11 protein-coding genes are annotated in these 16527 nt (G+C 64.4%); 10 read left to right on the top strand and 1 reads right to left on the bottom strand.

The features are described from left to right. Nucleotides 1–96: 96 nt before the first annotated feature. The 8 genes from ACV1FX_RS12810 to ACV1FX_RS12775 all read left to right on the top strand — a co-directional run bounded on the left by ACV1FX_RS12810 (nt 97) and on the right by ACV1FX_RS12775 (nt 11622). Complete coding sequence (locus tag ACV1FX_RS12810; RefSeq protein WP_473117920.1) at nt 97–1500, top strand: MFS transporter; 1404 nt, start codon at nt 97–99, stop codon at nt 1498–1500. 124 nt (nt 1501–1624) lie between these two features. Then, nucleotides 1625–2053, top strand: coding sequence for a globin family protein (locus ACV1FX_RS12805; RefSeq protein WP_473117919.1), 429 nt, complete (start codon nt 1625–1627; stop codon nt 2051–2053). A gap of 9 nt (nt 2054–2062) precedes the next feature. Further along, nucleotides 2063–3280 carry an NAD(P)/FAD-dependent oxidoreductase gene (locus ACV1FX_RS12800; RefSeq protein WP_473117918.1) on the top strand — a complete coding sequence of 406 codons (1218 nt, stop codon included), beginning with the start codon at nt 2063–2065 and terminating at the stop codon, nt 3278–3280. Between the two features lie 14 nt (nt 3281–3294). Beyond that, a complete protein-coding gene (locus ACV1FX_RS12795) occupies nt 3295–6000 on the top strand; it encodes a molybdopterin-dependent oxidoreductase (RefSeq protein ID WP_473117917.1) in 2706 nt (901 codons plus the stop codon). Between the two features lie 257 nt (nt 6001–6257). Then, complete coding sequence (locus tag ACV1FX_RS12790) at nt 6258–8126, top strand: heavy metal translocating P-type ATPase (protein ID WP_473117916.1); 1869 nt, start codon at nt 6258–6260, stop codon at nt 8124–8126. A 385-nt stretch (nt 8127–8511) separates the two neighbouring features. Then, complete coding sequence (locus ACV1FX_RS12785) at nt 8512–9351, top strand: aldo/keto reductase (RefSeq protein ID WP_473117915.1); 840 nt, start codon at nt 8512–8514, stop codon at nt 9349–9351. Nucleotides 9352–9545: 194 nt separating this feature from the next. Further along, complete coding sequence (locus ACV1FX_RS12780; protein ID WP_473118186.1) at nt 9546–10481, top strand: DMT family transporter; 936 nt, start codon at nt 9546–9548, stop codon at nt 10479–10481. A gap of 61 nt (nt 10482–10542) precedes the next feature. Beyond that, complete coding sequence (locus tag ACV1FX_RS12775) at nt 10543–11622, top strand: zinc-binding dehydrogenase (RefSeq protein ID WP_473117914.1); 1080 nt, start codon at nt 10543–10545, stop codon at nt 11620–11622. A 24-nt stretch (nt 11623–11646) separates the two neighbouring features. Here the strand turns inward: ACV1FX_RS12775 and ACV1FX_RS12770 are convergent, their stop codons facing one another. After that, on the bottom strand, nt 11647–12108 hold the full coding sequence (locus tag ACV1FX_RS12770; protein ID WP_473117913.1) for an Lrp/AsnC family transcriptional regulator: 462 nt from the start codon (nt 12106–12108) through the stop codon (nt 11647–11649). Between the two features lie 133 nt (nt 12109–12241). On the opposite strand from ACV1FX_RS12770, the gene ACV1FX_RS12765 reads away from it, so the two are divergent. After that, nucleotides 12242–14605 carry a transketolase gene (locus ACV1FX_RS12765; RefSeq protein ID WP_473117912.1) on the top strand — a complete coding sequence of 788 codons (2364 nt, stop codon included), beginning with the start codon at nt 12242–12244 and terminating at the stop codon, nt 14603–14605. A 268-nt stretch (nt 14606–14873) separates the two neighbouring features. Next, a complete protein-coding gene (locus tag ACV1FX_RS12760) occupies nt 14874–16304 on the top strand; it encodes an aldehyde dehydrogenase family protein (RefSeq protein ID WP_473117911.1) in 1431 nt (476 codons plus the stop codon). Nucleotides 16305–16527 lie beyond the last annotated feature (223 nt).

The raw sequence follows: 16527 nt of genomic DNA, 5'->3' as shown, positions 1-16527 counted from the left end.
CGTGAACTCGCCACCGGGGAGAAGCCTCGGAGCGTGCCTCCATGCCTGGAGGCTAAGCCTGCAACGACGCAGCGGTGAGCCTAGAAGGGATTATCAATGACGACGAACCCGAATGGAAATCCGGCTTCAAGTCCGACCTGGATTTCAGACTGGCGCCCCGAAGATGAGGCGTTCTGGAATGCGACTGGCAAGGCTATCGCGCGACGCAACCTGATCTGGTCGATCGTGGCCGAGCACATCGGCTTCTCGGTCTGGCTGATCTGGAGCATCGTCACCACCAAGCTGCCGCAGGCAGGTTTCCACTACACCACCGACCAGCTCTTCCAGCTCGTCGCCGTGCCGGGCCTGATCGGCGCCTTGATGCGCTTCCCCTACACCTTCGCGGTCACGACCTTTGGCGGCCGCAACTGGACCATCTTCAGCGCGGCGATCCTGTTCATCCCGACGATGTCGCTTGCCTATTTCGTGAGCCAGCCGGACACACCGTTCTGGCTGATGCTGCTCGTTGCGTCGACAGCAGGCCTCGGCGGCGGCAATTTCGCCTCAAGCATGACCAACATCTCTTTCTTCTTTCCTGACCGGATGAAGGGATCGGCGCTGGGCCTCAATGCCGCCGGCGGCAATATCGGCGTTTCCAGCGTGCAACTCCTGACGCCCATCCTGATGACGCTCGGCGTCATCAACCTGTTCCAGGCAACGCCCGTCGACGGCATCTTCCTGCAGAACGCCGGGTTGATGTGGGTGTTGCCGATCGCGATCGCCGTGTTCGGCGCCGTCTTCTTCATGAACAACCTGACCTCGGCCAAGTCGTCGGTGAAGAACCAGCTCGCGATCGTCAAGCGCAAGCACACCTGGATCATGGCCTACATCTATATCGGGACCTTCGGCTCCTTCATCGGCTACTCGGCGGCGTTTCCGTTGCTGCTCAAGACGCAATTCCCGGCAGTGACGATCTCGATCGCGTTCCTGGGGCCGCTGGTCGGCTCGCTGGCGCGGCCGTTCGGCGGCTGGCTCGCCGACAAGGTCGGCGGCTCCATCATCACCTTCTGGAATTTTATCGCGATGGCGGCGGCCACGATCGGCGCGCTGTATTTCGTGGGACAGAAGGACTTCGTCGGCTTCCTTGCGATGTTCCTGATCCTGTTCCTCACGACAGGCATCGGCAACGGCTCGACCTACCGGATGATTCCCTCGATTTTCCGTGAGGAGAACCTGTTCAAGGTGCGTGGCAAGGGTGATGCGGCTCGCGCGATCGCGCTGAAGACGGCGAGCATCGAAAGCGGTGCGGCTGTCGGCTTCATCGGCGCGGTCGGTGCGGTCGGCGGCTATCTGATCCCGAGCGGTTTCGGCAAGTCGATCGCCTTGACTGGCGGCCCGCAGCTCGCGCTCGCGATCTATCTCGTCTTCTACGCCTCCTGCCTCGGGCTGACCTGGTGGTTCTATCTGCGTCGTGGTCCGCAGGCCGAAGGCGCGCCGAGCCTTGCCGAAGCGCGAGTGTAGAGACTTGGTACGAATCTCGCTTCTCCCCGTACGCGGGGAGAAGTTTTGCCGGAGAGTTTGACCCATGAACCTTATCCGCAATGGCGCGGACAAAGGCAGACTTCAAACCAGCAAGGAGACCGATATGACGCCCGAACAGATCAACCTCGTTCAGCAGAGCTTCGCCAAGGTCGCGCCGATTTCGGAGACGGCTGCGGTGTTGTTCTACGACCGTCTGTTCGAGGTCGCGCCATCCGTGAAGGCAATGTTTCCTGCCGACATGACCGAGCAGCGCAAGAAGCTGATGGCGACGCTTGCCGTCGTCGTGAACGGTTTGACCAATCTCGATTCGATCCTGCCGGCGGCCTCCGCGCTTGCGCAACGTCACGTCGCTTATGGTGCGAAGCCCGAACACTATCCGGTCGTTGGCTCGACGTTGTTGTGGACGCTGGAGAAGGGGCTGGGCGATGCCTGGACGCCCGACGTCGCGGGGGCGTGGACCGCAGCCTACGGACTGCTGTCGAACTTCATGATTTCAGAGGCCTATGGCGCGCGGCCGCAGGCCGCAGAATAGGAGAGCAAAGTGAGTGAGCCGCTCGTCATCGTCGGTAACGGTATGGCCGCCGCGCGTCTGGTCGACGAACTCGCCAAGACTTCGCTCGGCCGTTACGCAGTCGCTGTGATCGGCGAAGAGCCGCGGCTCGCTTACAACCGCGTGCTGCTGTCGTCCGTGCTCGCGGGCGAGACCGGCTCGCACGAGATCGAGCTGAGGCCGGCCGATTGGTGGCGCCAGCGGGGCGTCACCGTACGCTACGGTTATCGCGTCACCGAGATCGATGTCGGCCGGCGCGAGCTGAAGATCGCCGGCGAGGAGAGCATGGAATATTCCAAGCTCGTCCTTGCCACCGGCTCGACGCCGCTGCGGCTGAACCTGCCGGGCGCCGATCTCACGGGCGTACACACTTTTCGCGACAGCCGCGATGTCGATCTGCTCTTGACGCTCGCAGCGGCCAAGAAGCGCGTCGTGGTTGTCGGCGGTGGCCTCTTGGGACTTGAGGCGGCCTACGGCCTTGCGAAGGCCGGCGCGCCGGTGACGCTGCTGCATCTCATGGACCGCCTGATGGAACGGCAGCTCGATCTGCCGGCGGCTGAGCTGCTCAAGACGCTGGTCGAGCGCAAGGGCATCGACGTCGTTCTGAATGCGAGCACCAAATGCATTCATGGCGACGGCCGCGTCGAGGCTGTCGAGCTTGCCGATGGCAGCCGCATCGAGGCCGATGCGGTGATCTTTGCGGCCGGCATCCGGCCGAACGTCGCGATCGCGAAGGAGGCAGGGCTTGCCGTCAACCGCGGCATCGTCGTCAACGATTGCCTCCAGACCAGCGAGCCCGACATCTTCGCGCTCGGTGAATGCGCCGAGCATCGCGGCACGGCTTACGGGCTTGTCGAGCCGGCCTATGAGCAGGCCCGCGTCCTGGCGCGGCATCTTGCCGGGAAGAGTGCCGCTTATCAGGGCAGCGTGGTCTCGACCAATCTGAAGGTGTCCGGCGTCAGCGTGTTCTCGGCGGGCGATTTCGTCGGCGGCGAGGGCAGTGAGAGCCTCGTACTCTCCGATCGCAGGCGCGGCACCTACAAGAAGCTGGTCATCGCCGACGGCAGGCTCACCGGTGCGGTGCTGATCGGCGATACCGTGGACGCGCTCTGGTATCTCGAGCTGATCCGCAATCGCGACAAAGTCGCCGCGATCCGCACCGATATGATGTTCGGCCGCGCGCTTGCGCTTCCGTCCAAAGCCGCCTGATGGATGCCGCCTGAATGACTGCGATCGATCCGACGCTCCGCACGACCAGAACGACCTGCCCCTATTGCGGCGTCGGCTGCGGCGTGCTGGCTACGCCCGACGGCAACGGTGGCGCGGCGATCGCCGGCGACCCCGAGCATCCTGCCAATTTCGGCCGACTCTGCTCCAAGGGCTCGGCGCTCGGCGAGACTGTCGGCCTCGAAGGACGTCTGCTCTATCCGATGATCCGCTGCAAGGGTGTCCTGGAACGTGTCGCCTGGAGCGATGCGCTCGACCATGTCGCCCATCGCATGCAGCATATCGTGGCGCGCGACGGCGCTGATGCCGTCGCCTTCTATCTCTCCGGCCAGTTGCTGACGGAGGACTATTACGTCGCCAACAAGCTGATGAAGGGTTTCGTCGGTACGGCGAATGTCGACACCAACTCGCGGCTCTGCATGTCCTCGTCGGTCGCCGGCCATCGCCGCGCCTTCGGGGCCGATACCGTGCCCGGCTGCTACGAGGATCTCGACCAGGCCGACCTGCTCGTGCTGGTCGGCTCCAATGCGGCCTGGTGCCATCCGATTCTGTTCCAGCGTATGCGCAGGAACAAGGAGGAGCGCGGCGCGCGCATCATCGCGATCGATCCGCGCCGGACCGATACCGCTAGCGATATCGACCTGTTTTTGGGCGTCAAGCCGGGCACCGACACCGCGCTGTTCTCCGGCCTGTTCGTCCATCTCGCCGACAGCGGCGCGCTCGACAAGGACTACATCGCGAACAACACGTCGGGTTTCGACGATGCGCTCGCGCGTGCGCGCAGCATCGCCGGCAGCGTTGCTGCGACGGCGCTCGCGACCGGCCTGTCGGAGCACGACGTCGCGGCGTTCTTTGCGATGTTCCGCGAGACTGAGCGCGTCGTCACATTGTATTCGCAAGGTGTCAACCAGTCGGCGCAGGGCACCGACAAGGTCAACGCGATCCTCAATTGCCATCTCGCCACGGGCCGCATCGGCAAGCCGGGGGGCTCGCCGTTCTCGCTGACGGGACAGCCCAATGCGATGGGCGGGCGCGAGGTCGGCGGGCTCGCCAACCAGCTCGCCGCACACATGATGTTCACGCCGCCCGAGATCGATCGTGTGCGCCGGTTCTGGAAGGCGCCGCGCATCGCCACGCATGAGGGACTCAAGGCGGTGCAGCTATTCGAGGCGATCAACCGCGGCGAAGTCAAGGCGCTGTGGGTGATGGGCACCAATCCTGCGGTATCGCTGCCGGATGCCGATCTCGTGCGCGAGGCGCTGAAGAAGCTCGAACTGTTCGTGGTCTCGGAGAACGTGCTCTCCAACGACACGGTCGAAGCGGGGCCGCATGTGCTGCTGCCCGCACTCGCATGGGGCGAGAAGTCGGGCACGGTGACCAATTCCGAGCGCCGCATTTCGCGGCAGCGTTCGTTCCTGCCGGCGCCCGGCGAGGCGAGACCGGATTGGTGGATTTTGAGCGAGGTCGCAAAGCGCCTCGGCTTCGGCGAGGGCTTCAACTACAAATCGGCCGCCGAGATCTTCCGCGAGCATGCCGCGCTCTCTGCGTTCGAGAACCATGGCAGCCGTGACTTCGATATCGGCGCGCTGCAATCGGTGTCCGATGAGGCCTACGACGCGCTCGTTCCGCTGCAATGGCCCGCGCGCGAAGGGCAACAGGAACCCGGCGCGCGCTTCTTTGCGGGAGGCGGCTTCTTCACCAACGACGGCAAGGGCCGCTTCGTTGCGCCGGAGGTGCCGGCGCTGCGCGGCGAGACCAGCGCGGCGCGACCGCTGCGGCTGAATACGGGTCGCATCCGCGACCAGTGGCACACCATGACCCGTACCGGCCTCAGCCAGCGGCTCGGGGGGCATTTGCCAGAGCCGTTCATCGAGATCCATCCGGATGACGCCGGCAAATACGGCGTCACCGACGACAGCTTTGCCCGCGTCACCACCGATTACGGCCAGTGCATCTTGAAAGTCGTGGTCAGCGAGCGGCAGCAGCGCGGCACGCTGTTCGCGCCGATCCACTGGAGCGCGATGAACACCTCGCATGGCCGCATCGGCGCGCTGGTGCAGTCGTTCAACGATCCATTCTCGGGGCAGCCGGAAACCAAGGCAACCCCGGCCGCGATAGCGCCGTACGAATACGTTTTCCGCGGCTTTGTGCTGTCGCGGAAAGCGCTCGCGCTGCCGCCGCATCTGTGGTGGGCACGTGTTGCGATCAGCGGCGGCTACGGCTATCTCTTCGCCGACAACGCGGATCTTTCGCGTTGGCCAACCTGGCTGCACGATATCGGGGGCGATGACATCGCCGAGTACCGCGATTTCGGTGGTGGCATCTATCGCGCCGCGTCCTTTGACGGCGATCGCATCGCGGCCTGCCTGTTCATCGGCCCTGCTCATGATGCCGGCGATTGGGAGGTGGTGAAGAGCCTGTTCGCGGCAGACGTCGTCAGCGATGAGCAGCGCCGCCTGTTGCTCTCGGGCAAGTCGACCGAAGGCGTCGCCTCGACCGGTCCCGTGGTCTGCGCCTGCTTCGGCGTCGGACGCGCAACTATCTGCGACACCATCGCCGCCGGCGCGCGCAGCGCGGCCGAGATCGGAGCAAAACTCAAGGCCGGCACCAATTGCGGCTCCTGCATCCCCGAGCTGAAGCGGCTGATTGCGGAGACGGGTGGGGCGGCAAAGGAAACAAAGTTCGCGGGGGCTGCGAGCTAGACTACGGTCGTCCTGGCGAAAGCCAGGACCCATAATCCCGGTCAGCGTTGTCAGAACGCGCTGTGGCCATCACCGTCTGCGACAACATCTCCCTGTGGTAACGGGTCCTGGCTTTCGCCAGGACGACTTATCATGGCAGGTCACTTGGTTTGCTTGCTAACGAGCGGACCGCAGCTTCACCGGCTTGATCTAAATCATCGCTGCATCGCGCACTCACTGTCATCCTCGCCGTCCGCGCAATTCGCCCGGCGTTTTCCGTGTCCTTGTCCGACGTTCCCATTCGGCCGTTCCTGATCGGCTTTCCCGCCGCGGGGCTCGTGTTCGGCTTCTTGCTGCGCGCATTGGGCTTTTCGGCGCGGGCGGATCTGGTCTGGGCGATCGCGACGCTGCCGGTATTGCTCGCACTCCTGGTCGAGATCGTGCGCAGCCTGAGGCGTGGCGATGTCGGGCTCGACATCGTGGCGGCGCTCTCGATGACTGCGGCGCTGGCGGTCGGCGAGGAACTTGCGGCCGCCGTGGTCGCGCTGATGTATGCCGGCGGGCAATACCTCGAGGATTTTGCCGAAGGCCACGCGCGGCGCGAGATGACGGCGCTGCTCGCCCGTGCCCCACGCAAGGCGATGCGCCATCGTGACAATCGGCTCGAGGAGATCGACGTCGGGCTCGTCGCGATCGGCGACCGTTTGTTGATCCGCCAGGGCGAGATAGTACCGGCCGACGGCACGCTCGCAAGCCCGCTCGCCGTGCTCGATCAGTCTGCGTTGACGGGGGAATCGCTGCCGGTGCAGTGCAAGTTTGGCGAAGCCGTGATGAGCGGAGCCACCAATGCGGGCGAAGCCTTCGACATCATCGCCACGCGTCCGGCGGCGCAAAGCACCTATGCAGGTATCGTCCGCCTGGTCGAGGCCGCGCAGCGCGCCAGGGCGCCGATGGCGCGGCTCGCCGATCGCTATGCGATCGTTTTCCTGATCGCGACGCTCGCGATCGCGGGCACGGCCTGGGCCTGGACGCGGGATCCGATCCGCATGGTGGCCGTGCTGGTGGTGGCGACGCCATGCCCGCTGATCCTCGCTGTGCCGGTCGCCATCGTGGCCGGCCTGTCGCGCGCGGCCCATCACGGCATCCTGATCAAGGGCGGCAAGGCGCTCGAGACCATGGCGCGCATCCGCGTCCTCGTCGTCGACAAGACCGGCACGCTCACTGATGGCAAGGCGAAAGTGGTTGCGGTCCACGCCGCGGAAGGATTTGTTGAGGACGACGTGCTGCGGATCGCCGCATCGCTCGATCAGGCCTCCAAGCATGTCATCGCGCAGGCGCTGGTTGCCGAGGCGCGGCGCCGCAAGCTTGCCCTGTCGATTCCGGCCGATGTCGCGGAGACGCCCGGCGAAGGCGTCAAGGGACGCGTGCAAGGGCGCTTCGTCGCCGTCGGCGGTCGCCGCTATGTGCGATCGCAATTGCCGGATCCGAGCCGGGGCACAGCCGAGCCCACGCTGACCGCGCCGGGCGCGGCCGCCGTGTGGCTCGCGCTTGACGGCCGGCTTGCCGGCCGGATCGTGCTGGCCGATGAGCTGCGCTCCGGCATCGAAGGGTTGCTTGCCAAGGTGAGGCGCCTTGGTGTCGAGCGCATCGTGCTCGCGACCGGCGACCGCCGCGACGTGGCCGAGGCCATCACGGCCGGTCTCGGCCTCGATGCGGTTCGTGCCGAGCTGACGCCGGACCAGAAGGTCATGGTGGTGCTCTCCGAGCGCAAGGCCGGTCGAGTCATGATGGTGGGCGACGGCGTCAACGACGCCCCGGCGCTTGCGGCTGCCGATGTCGGCGTCGCCATGGGGGCGACGGGTGCCGCCGCGTCGGCGGAAGCAGCCGACGCCGTGCTGCTGGTCGACACGCTCGACCGCATCGTGCCCGCGATCGAGATCGCGCGCCGCGCACGTTTCATCGCGCTTCAGAGCGTCATTGCCGGCATCGGCCTGTCGACGCTCGGCATGATCGCCGCCGCCTTCGGCTACCTGACCCCGGTCGAGGGCGCGATCCTCCAGGAAGTGATCGACGTTGCCGTGATTCTGAATGCGCTGCGCGTGCTGCGTGACCGGCGAGGGCCATTGAAGAAACTTGCTCTGATGTAAGCCCGGCGTCATTGCGAGCGCAGCGAAGCAATCCGGTATCTTTGCGGGAAAGCCTGGATTGCTTCGTCGCAAATGCTCCTCGCAATGACGGTGCTGAGCCGGTACGACAAGTTTGCCCCGGGGGCGGCGGAGAGTGTGGCGCCGGCTCGATGCTTCGGCAGCGATGATGTGTGCACCGATCGACGGTTCCGAGATTGTCGCTTATGCTGGCGTGATCGCCCGCCGGGACATGCTGACAACACACAACCATCATGAACTGGAAAGGCCGATATCGGTGAACTCTGGCATACGATAGTCGTTGTGAGATGACGCGCGAGCCACGCGCTGTTCGCCTTGCCCTGCCAGCGGGAAGAGGGCGACCCCGTTCTCGCCTGTGGAGAAAAACATGAACACACAACCCTTCGGCCGCACCGGCACCAATGTTTCCGTTATCGGACAGGGCACCTGGTATCTCGACCACGGCGACCGCAAGCGCGCGATTGCGGCGCTTCAGCGCGGGCTTGATCTTGGCATGACGCATATCGACACCGCCGAAATGTATGGCGATGCGGAGCTTGTCATTGCCGATGCGATTGCCGGTCGCCGCGACGAGGTGTTCCTGGTCTCAAAGGTGCTGCCGAGCAACGCGTCGCGCCGCGGCACCATCACTGCCTGTGAGCGCTCGCTCAACCGACTGAAGACGGACCGGCTCGATTGCTATTTGCTGCACTGGCGTGGCTCCTATGCGTTGGATGACACCGTTGCCGCGTTCGAGGAACTGGTGAAGGCCGGCAAGATCAAATCCTGGGGCGTGTCCAACTTCGACGCCGACGATCTCGACGACATCCTCGACGTCGCAGGCGAAGGCAGGATCGCCTGCAATCAGGTGCTCTATCATCTGAAGGAGCGCGCGATCGAGCATGCAGTGATCCCGTGGTGCGAGCAGCACGGTGTCGCGGTAGTGGCCTATTCGCCGTTCGGCCATGACGATTTTCCCACAGCGACGAGCAAGGGTGGCGCGGTGCTCGCGCGCATCGCAGAAGCGCACCGCGCGACGCCGCGTCAGGTGGCGCTGAGCTTCCTCACCCGTGCAACTACGGTGTTCGCGATCCCGAAGGCGTCGTCCGCCGAGCATGCCGGCGAAAATGCGGCGAGCGGCGATCTCGTGTTGACCACGGACGACATCGCCGCGCTGGATGCGGCGTTTCCGCGCGGGAGCAAGCCGCGCAGCCTGCCGATGCTGTAGTGCAAAAAAGCGCTCCTCCTTAATGGAGCGTTTACACGCGTGCCCATCAGCGCATATCGGCATCCTGTTTTCGGACGTTGTGAAGCGCGCGCAGTTGGCGTTTTTATACACTTGTACGATTCGCATTTTCCCGAGTTCCAGCCGTGACACCGCCGCCCGCCGTAGCCGCAAGGCTCGACAGTATTTCCGTGCCTATGCCAGAGAAGAAGCAGGTCGCGCGCCGCGCACCTGCCCGCGTCGACCATCCCTTCAAAGGCATTGCGCTGGTCCTGTTGTCGACCGTGTTCCTCGGCTGCTCCGATGTTACCGCGAAATATCTTTCGACAGGCCTGCCGTCGATCGAGATCACCTGGATCCGCTTCCTGACCTTCGCACTGATGTTCACGCCGGTGATGTTGCCGGCCTCGCCGCTCTATGCGATGCGCACCGAGCGGCTCGGCCTTCAGCTGATGCGCGGCGCGGCGCTGCTCGGCTCCTCGTTGTTCTTCATCACCGGCCTGCGTTTCCTTCCGATCGCGGAGGCCTCTGCGACCGGCTTCGTTTCTCCGCTATTCGTCACCGCGCTCTCGATCATCTTCCTGGGTGAGAAGGTCGGCTTGCGTCGCTGGCTCGCAACTGCGCTCGGCCTCGTCGGCGTTGCGATCATCCTTCGGCCGGGTTCGAGTGCATTTCACGTCGCCGCTTTCTTTCCGATCGTCTCGGCGTTTTGCTGGGCCGCTGCGCTGATCCTGACGCGCATGATCAGCGGGCGGGAAGCTGTGCTCACCACGATGGCCTATTCCGCGCTCACGGGCGTTGCCCTCCTTACCGCGATGGTGCCGTTCGTCTGGGTCACGCCGAGCTGGACTGCCATCGGGCTCGGCATCTTCATCGGCATCGCCTCGACGGTCGGCCAGTGGATCATCGTGCTCGCCTATCGCTATGGCGATGCTTCGGTGCTGGCGCCGTTCTCCTACACCCAATTGCTGTGGGTCAGCATTCTGGGCTTCTTCATCTTCGGTGAGTTGCCCGACGTCTGGACCATCACGGGCGCCGCGTTCATCGTCGCGAGCGGCCTCTATATCGCCCATCGCGAGCGCGTCCGCCGCGCCCATCTTTTGGTACGCGAAGAGCGTTCGCCGAACGCCTGACGCAATATCTCAGTGCTGGCCCTGTGCTATCAACGGCTCCAACGAAAATGGGAGGAGCCGGATGCGGGTCGCGGTTTTCAGGAACGGAGAGATCGTCGTCGACAGGATGCCGGAACCGAAGCCGGGTCCCGGCCAGGTGCTGGTCAAGACGCTTGCCTGCGGCATCTGCGGTTCGGACCTGCATGCGCGGCAGCACGCCCATCGCATGGTCGAGATGACCAGGAAGGTCGGGCGCACGCCGATGGACCTGTCGCGCGATGTCGTTTTCGGCCATGAGTTCTGTTGCGAGATCGTCGATTACGGTTCGGGTACCGAACGCAGGCTGAAGCCCGGCGCGCGCGTCTGCTCGCTGCCGGCGCTGCTGACGCCGGCGGGCATCCAGGGCATTGGCTACTCCAACGACAACATCGGCGGCTATGCCGAGGCGATGCTGCTCAGCGAACCGCTGCTGCTCGAAGTGCCGAACGGCCTCGCCGCGGAGCACGCCGCGCTCACCGAGCCGCTCGCGGTCGGCGTTCATGCCGTCGCCAAAGCAAACGTGCAGGGTGGTGAAGTGCCGCTCGTCATCGGTTGCGGGCCGGTCGGGCTTGCGGTGATCGCTGCGCTGAGGATCAAGGGCCTGCACCCGATCATCGCCGCGGACTATTCGCCGGCGCGGCGCGCGCTTGCGGCAAGACTCGGCGCTGACATCGTCGTCGATCCCCGGACGTCGCAACCCTATGCAACCTGGGCCGAGCACGCGCAGATGTCGGAGCAGGAGAAAGCCGCGCGGCCGCCGCTCCAGGCCATGCTGCCGGCGCTGAAGCCCGCGCTGATCTTCGAATGCGTCGGCGTGACCGGCCTGCTCCAGCAGGTGTTCGAAGGTGCCCCGCGCGACGCCCGCATCGTCGTGGTCGGCGTCTGCATGGAGAGCGACAAGAGCGAGCCAATGCTCGGCATCATGAAGGAGCTCAGCGTCCAATACGTCCTCGGCTATACACCGGAGGAGTTCGCCTCTTCGCTGCGCCTGATCGCGGAGGGGGAGGTGGATGCGGCGGCAATGGTGACGGCGACCGTGGGCATCGACAGCGTGGCGAAAGCGTTTGCCGATCTCGCCAATCCCGAGGCGCACACCAAGATCATCGTGGAGCCGTGGCGCTGACACGACGTCATTGCAATGACGATACTATACCGGCAGCGCGATCGAGTATTTGACCTGGCTCAGCGCAAAGCTCGATTCGATCGAGGCGATGCCTTCTAGTCGGGTGAGCTTGGTCTTGAGGAAGGTCTCATAGGAGGCGAGGTCGGCGGCGACGACGCGCAAGAGGTAGTCGCGGTTGCCGGTCATCAGATAGCACTCCAGCACCTCGTCCCATTTCGAGATCGCTCGCGCAAAGCGGTTGAGGTCTTCCTCCTTCTGCCGTGCCAGCTTGATCGAGATGAAGACGCTGACATGCAGCCCCAGCGCCTTCTGGTCGACGGTCGCAATGTAGCGGCTGATGACGCCGCGCTCCTCCAGGAGCTTGACCCGGCGATGGCAGGGCGAGACCGACAGGCCGACCTTGTCGGCGAGCTCCTGCATGGTCAACCGGCTGTCGGCTTGGAGCAGGGCAAGGATCTTTCGGTCGATGGCGTCGAGCTCGGGCATTGGAATGAAACCTGTGTGAAGGGGCTATATTTTGGTAAAGTATCCCAATCTTGGCTGATACGGTGCGAAAATTTGAGAATTTTGCCGGCCCCCGCAGGCGTATCATGGGCGATCATTTTTTCGGAGCATTGCCATGCCCGTCGATTCCGCCCGCCTCGACACATTGTCCGCGCTCGCCCGCAAGGTGCTGTGGCTGTCGTCCTGGACCATTCATCATGCCAACCACATCCGCGCCAATGCGGATGGCCTGAAGGTCGGCGGCCATCAGGCCTCCTCGGCCTCGCTCGCGACCATCATGTCGGCGCTGTATTTCCACGTGCTGCAACCCGAGGATCGTGTCGCGGTGAAGCCGCATGCGAGCCCGGTGTTCCACGCCATCCAGTATCTGTTCGGCCGGCAGACCCGCGAGAAGCTGGAGAACTTTCGCGGCTTCAAAGGCGCGCAGTCCTATCCCTCGCGCACCAAGGACATCGACGACGTCGATTTCTCGACCGGCTCGGTCGGCCTCGGCGTCGCGCAGACGCTGTTCTCCTCGCTGGTGCAGGACTACGTCAAGTCGCATGGCTGGATGAAGGATCGCCGCGAAGGGCGGATGATCGCGCTCGTCGGCGACGCCGAGATGGACGAGGGCAACATCTTCGAGGCATTGGCCGAGGGATGGAAGCACGGCCTGCGCAACACCTGGTGGGTCGTCGATTACAACAGGCAGTCGCTCGACGCCGTCGTGCGCGAGGGGCTCTGGGAAAAGTTCGAAACCATGTTCCGCAATTTCGGCTGGGACGTGGTCATCGTGAAATACGGCCGGCTGATGCGCGAGGCTTTTGCCGAACCCGGTGGCGAAGCGCTTAGAGCGTGGATCGACAACTGCCCGAACGCGCTTTACGCGGCGTTGTGCTTTCAGGGCGGCGCCGCCTTCCGCAAGCATCTGCATGACGAAATCGGCGACCAGGGGCCGATCACGAAGCTGATCGACCGTCGCAGCGACGAGGAGCTCTTGGCGCTGATGTCGAACCTTGGCGGCCACGACATGGCGAGCATGCTGGAGGCATTCGAAAAGATCGATCACGATCGTCCGGTCTGCTTCATAGCCTACACCATCAAGGGCGTCGGCCTGCCGTTCCAGGGTCACAAGGATAACCATGCCGGCCTGATGACGGTCGCGCAGATGGAGAAGTTTCGCGAGAGCCAGAACATCCGCCCCGGACACGAGTGGGACAAGTTCGAAGGCATGGCACAGGATGCCGCCGGGCTCGAAGTTTTCCTCGCGCGCGTGCCTTTCAATCACGACGGCCGCCGGCTGACCGCGCCCGTCGTCGAGGTGCCCTCGCAGCTCACCTTCAAGCCGTCGGCGCAGATGTCGACCCAGCAGGGCTTTGGCCTGGTGCTGAACGAGATCGCGCGCAGCGACAGCGAACTTGCAAAGCGCATCGTCACGACGTCGCCTGATGTCACCGTCTCGACCAATCTCGGTCCCTGGGTGAACCGGCGTGGCCTGTTCGCACGCGCCGAGAAGGCGGATTTATTCCGCAGCGAGAAAATTCCGTCGACCTTCAACTGGGACGCTTCGCCCAAGGGGCAGCATCTCGAGCTCGGCATCGCCGAGATGAACCTGTTCATCATGATGTCGGCCCTGGGGCTCTCGCACCACATCAATGGCGAACGGTTGCTGCCGGTCGGCACGCTCTATGATCCCTTCATCGAGCGCGGCCTCGATGCGCTCAACTATGCCTGCTACCAGGATGCTCGCTTCGTGGTGGCGGCAACGCCCTCCGGCATCACGCTCGCCCCCGAAGGCGGCGCACACCAGTCGATCGCCACGCCGCTGATCGGCATGGCACAGGACGGGCTCGCATCGTTCGAGCCGGCTTTCGTCGACGAGCTCGCCGTGATCATGGGCTGGGGTTTCGACCACATGCAGCGCGAGGCGGGCGAGGGCGGCTCGGTCTATTTGCGCCTCTCGACGCGCACCATCGAGCAGGCGCAGCGGATCATGACGGGCGAGCTCGTGCAGGGCATCACCGATGGCGCCTATTGGCTGCGCAAGCCCGGCCCCAATGCCGAAGTCGTGATCGCCTATACCGGCGCGGTGGCACCGGAGGCCATCGAGGCGACCGGCTTTATCGGCGAGAGTCGGCGCGACGTCGGCTTGCTTGCGATCACCTCGGCCGACCGCCTTCACGCAGGCTGGACCGCCGCGCGGAAATTGCGCCGCGACCGCCGCGGCGTGCAGCATTTGAGCCACATTGAAAAGCTCTTGGCACCGCTGCCGCGCGATTGCGGTCTCGTGACCGTGATCGATGGCCACCCGGCGACGCTCGGTTGGCTCGGCAGCGTCCGCGGCCATCGCGTCGAGGCGCTCGGTGTCGAGCAGTTCGGCCAGACCGGCACCATTGCCGACCTCTATCGTCACTACGGCATCGACGCGAACGCCATCATCGATGCGGCGGAAAGCCTCACCACGGGGGCGCCGATCGTCCATCGCAAGATGGCGGTGTGACGGAAGTAACCGGGCCGTTAGAGGCATCCGCCCGTCATTCCGGGTCGATGCGAAGCATCGAACCCGGAATCTCGAGATTCCGGGTTCTCGCTGTGCGAGCCCCGGAATGACGCAGCGGATGTCTTGCCAGTTCCCCGGCGCGCGATCATATTCCCGCGCGTCCGTCGCATCGCAGGTCAGGCATGGGGGCGGGTTCAACTCCCCCGGCTTTCGTGCAAGGATGCCTGCCGAAACGCCCCCTCCAATGCTCCCCAAGAAGAGGTTCACAATGGTCAATCGCATGCAATTCTACATCGACGGCGCCTGGGTCGATCCCACCGTCAAGAAGTCCACGCCGGTCGTCAATCCGGCGACGGAAGAGGCGATGTACGAAGTTGCGCTCGGCTCCAAGGCCGACGTGGACAAGGCCGTCGCTGCTGCCAAGCGCGCCTTTGTCACCTATTCCCAGACCAGCCGTGAGGAGCGTGTTGCGCTGCTCTCCAAGGTCATCGAGATCTACAAGGGCCGTCTCAAGGAGATCGGGGCCGCCGTGTCCGACGAGATGGGCGCACCGCTGCCGATGGCGGAGAAGCTCCAGGCCGGCGCCGGCCTCGGCCACCTCATGACCACGCTCGACGTGCTCAAGAACTACCATTTCGAGGAGCCGGTCGGCACCGCCATGGTGCTGCGTGAGCCGGTCGGCGTGGTCGGCATGATCACGCCCTGGAACTGGCCGCTCAACCAGATCGCCTGCAAGGTGGCGCCTGCGCTTGCCGCCGGCTGCACCATGATCCTGAAGCCGTCGGAGTTCACGCCGACCTCGGCGCTGATCTTCGCGGAAATCCTCCATGAAGCCGGCGTGCCGAAGGGCGTGTTCAACCTCGTCAACGGCCTCGGCCCCGAGGTCGGTGCCGCCATGAGCGAGCATCCCGACATCGACATGATCTCCTTCACCGGCTCGACCCGCGCCGGCATCGATGTTGCCAAGCGTGCAGCCCCGACTGTGAAGCGCGTCAGCCAGGAGCTCGGCGGCAAGTCGCCGAACGTCATCCTCGAAGGTGCCGACCTCACGAAGGCGGTGACTGGCGGCGTGATGCACATGTTCAACAATTCCGGCCAGTCCTGCAACGCGCCCTCGCGCATGATCGTGCCGCTGTCGAAGATGAAGGAAGTGGCCGCGATCGCAAAGGCGGTCGCCGACAAGACCAAGGCAGGCGATCCGCGCGGCGAAGGCACCACCATCGGCCCGGTCGTCAACCGCGGCCAGTGGGACAAGATCCAGGCGCTGATCAAGAAGGGCATCGACGAGGGCGCGACGCTCGTTGCCGGTGGCCCGGGCCTGCCCGAGGGCGTCAACAAGGGCTTCTACGTCCGCCCGACCATCTTCGCCGACGTCACCAGCGACATGACGATTGCGAAGGAGGAAATTTTCGGACCGGTGCTGACCATCATCGGCGCCAAGGACGAAGCCGATGCCGTGCAGATCGCCAACGACACGCCCTATGGTCTTGCGGGCTACGTCTCGGCCGACACGGTCGAGAACGCCAAGAAGGTCGCGCGCCAGATCCGCGCCGGCAACGTCAACCTCCAGGGCGTGCCCAACGATCGCTCTGCGCCGTTCGGCGGCTACAAGCAATCGGGCAACGGCCGCGAGTGGGGCAAGTACGGTCTCGAGGACTTCCTCGAGGTGAAAGCGGTCGCCGGCTTCAACGCGGCGTAAGGCTGCACCAACGCTAACCATCGACATTGCGAGGAGCGAAGCGACGAAGCAATCCAGACTGTTTCCGCGGACAGATTCTGGATTGCTTCGCTTCGCTCGCAATTGTGCAAGTTCATTAATTCGGTGATCGAATCCAGCCCAGCAGGGAGGGTTCGATGCGCGACAATAGCTTCGATCGGACGATTGAACGGAACTACCTTCAGAAATGGCGGTTCCTGATTGC

Source organism: Bradyrhizobium ingae (assembly GCF_055791185.1).
This window is presented reverse-complemented; position numbering and strand designations above follow the sequence as displayed.

Excerpts from the sequence above, each read along its gene's own strand:
- ACV1FX_RS12760 (WP_473117911.1), top strand. The coding sequence starts at position 14,874 with ATGGTCAATCGCATGCAATTCTACATCGACGGCGCCTGGGTCGATCCC.
- ACV1FX_RS12805 (WP_473117919.1), top strand. The coding sequence starts at position 1,625 with ATGACGCCCGAACAGATCAACCTCGTTCAGCAGAGCTTCGCCAAGGTC.
- ACV1FX_RS12775 (WP_473117914.1), top strand. The coding sequence starts at position 10,543 with ATGCGGGTCGCGGTTTTCAGGAACGGAGAGATCGTCGTCGACAGGATG.
- ACV1FX_RS12770 (WP_473117913.1), bottom strand. The coding sequence starts at position 12,108 with ATGCCCGAGCTCGACGCCATCGACCGAAAGATCCTTGCCCTGCTCCAA.
- ACV1FX_RS12795 (WP_473117917.1), top strand. The coding sequence starts at position 3,295 with ATGACTGCGATCGATCCGACGCTCCGCACGACCAGAACGACCTGCCCC.
- ACV1FX_RS12810 (WP_473117920.1), top strand. The coding sequence starts at position 97 with ATGACGACGAACCCGAATGGAAATCCGGCTTCAAGTCCGACCTGGATT.
- ACV1FX_RS12780 (WP_473118186.1), top strand. The coding sequence starts at position 9,546 with ATGCCAGAGAAGAAGCAGGTCGCGCGCCGCGCACCTGCCCGCGTCGAC.
- ACV1FX_RS12765 (WP_473117912.1), top strand. The coding sequence starts at position 12,242 with ATGCCCGTCGATTCCGCCCGCCTCGACACATTGTCCGCGCTCGCCCGC.
- ACV1FX_RS12785 (WP_473117915.1), top strand. The coding sequence starts at position 8,512 with ATGAACACACAACCCTTCGGCCGCACCGGCACCAATGTTTCCGTTATC.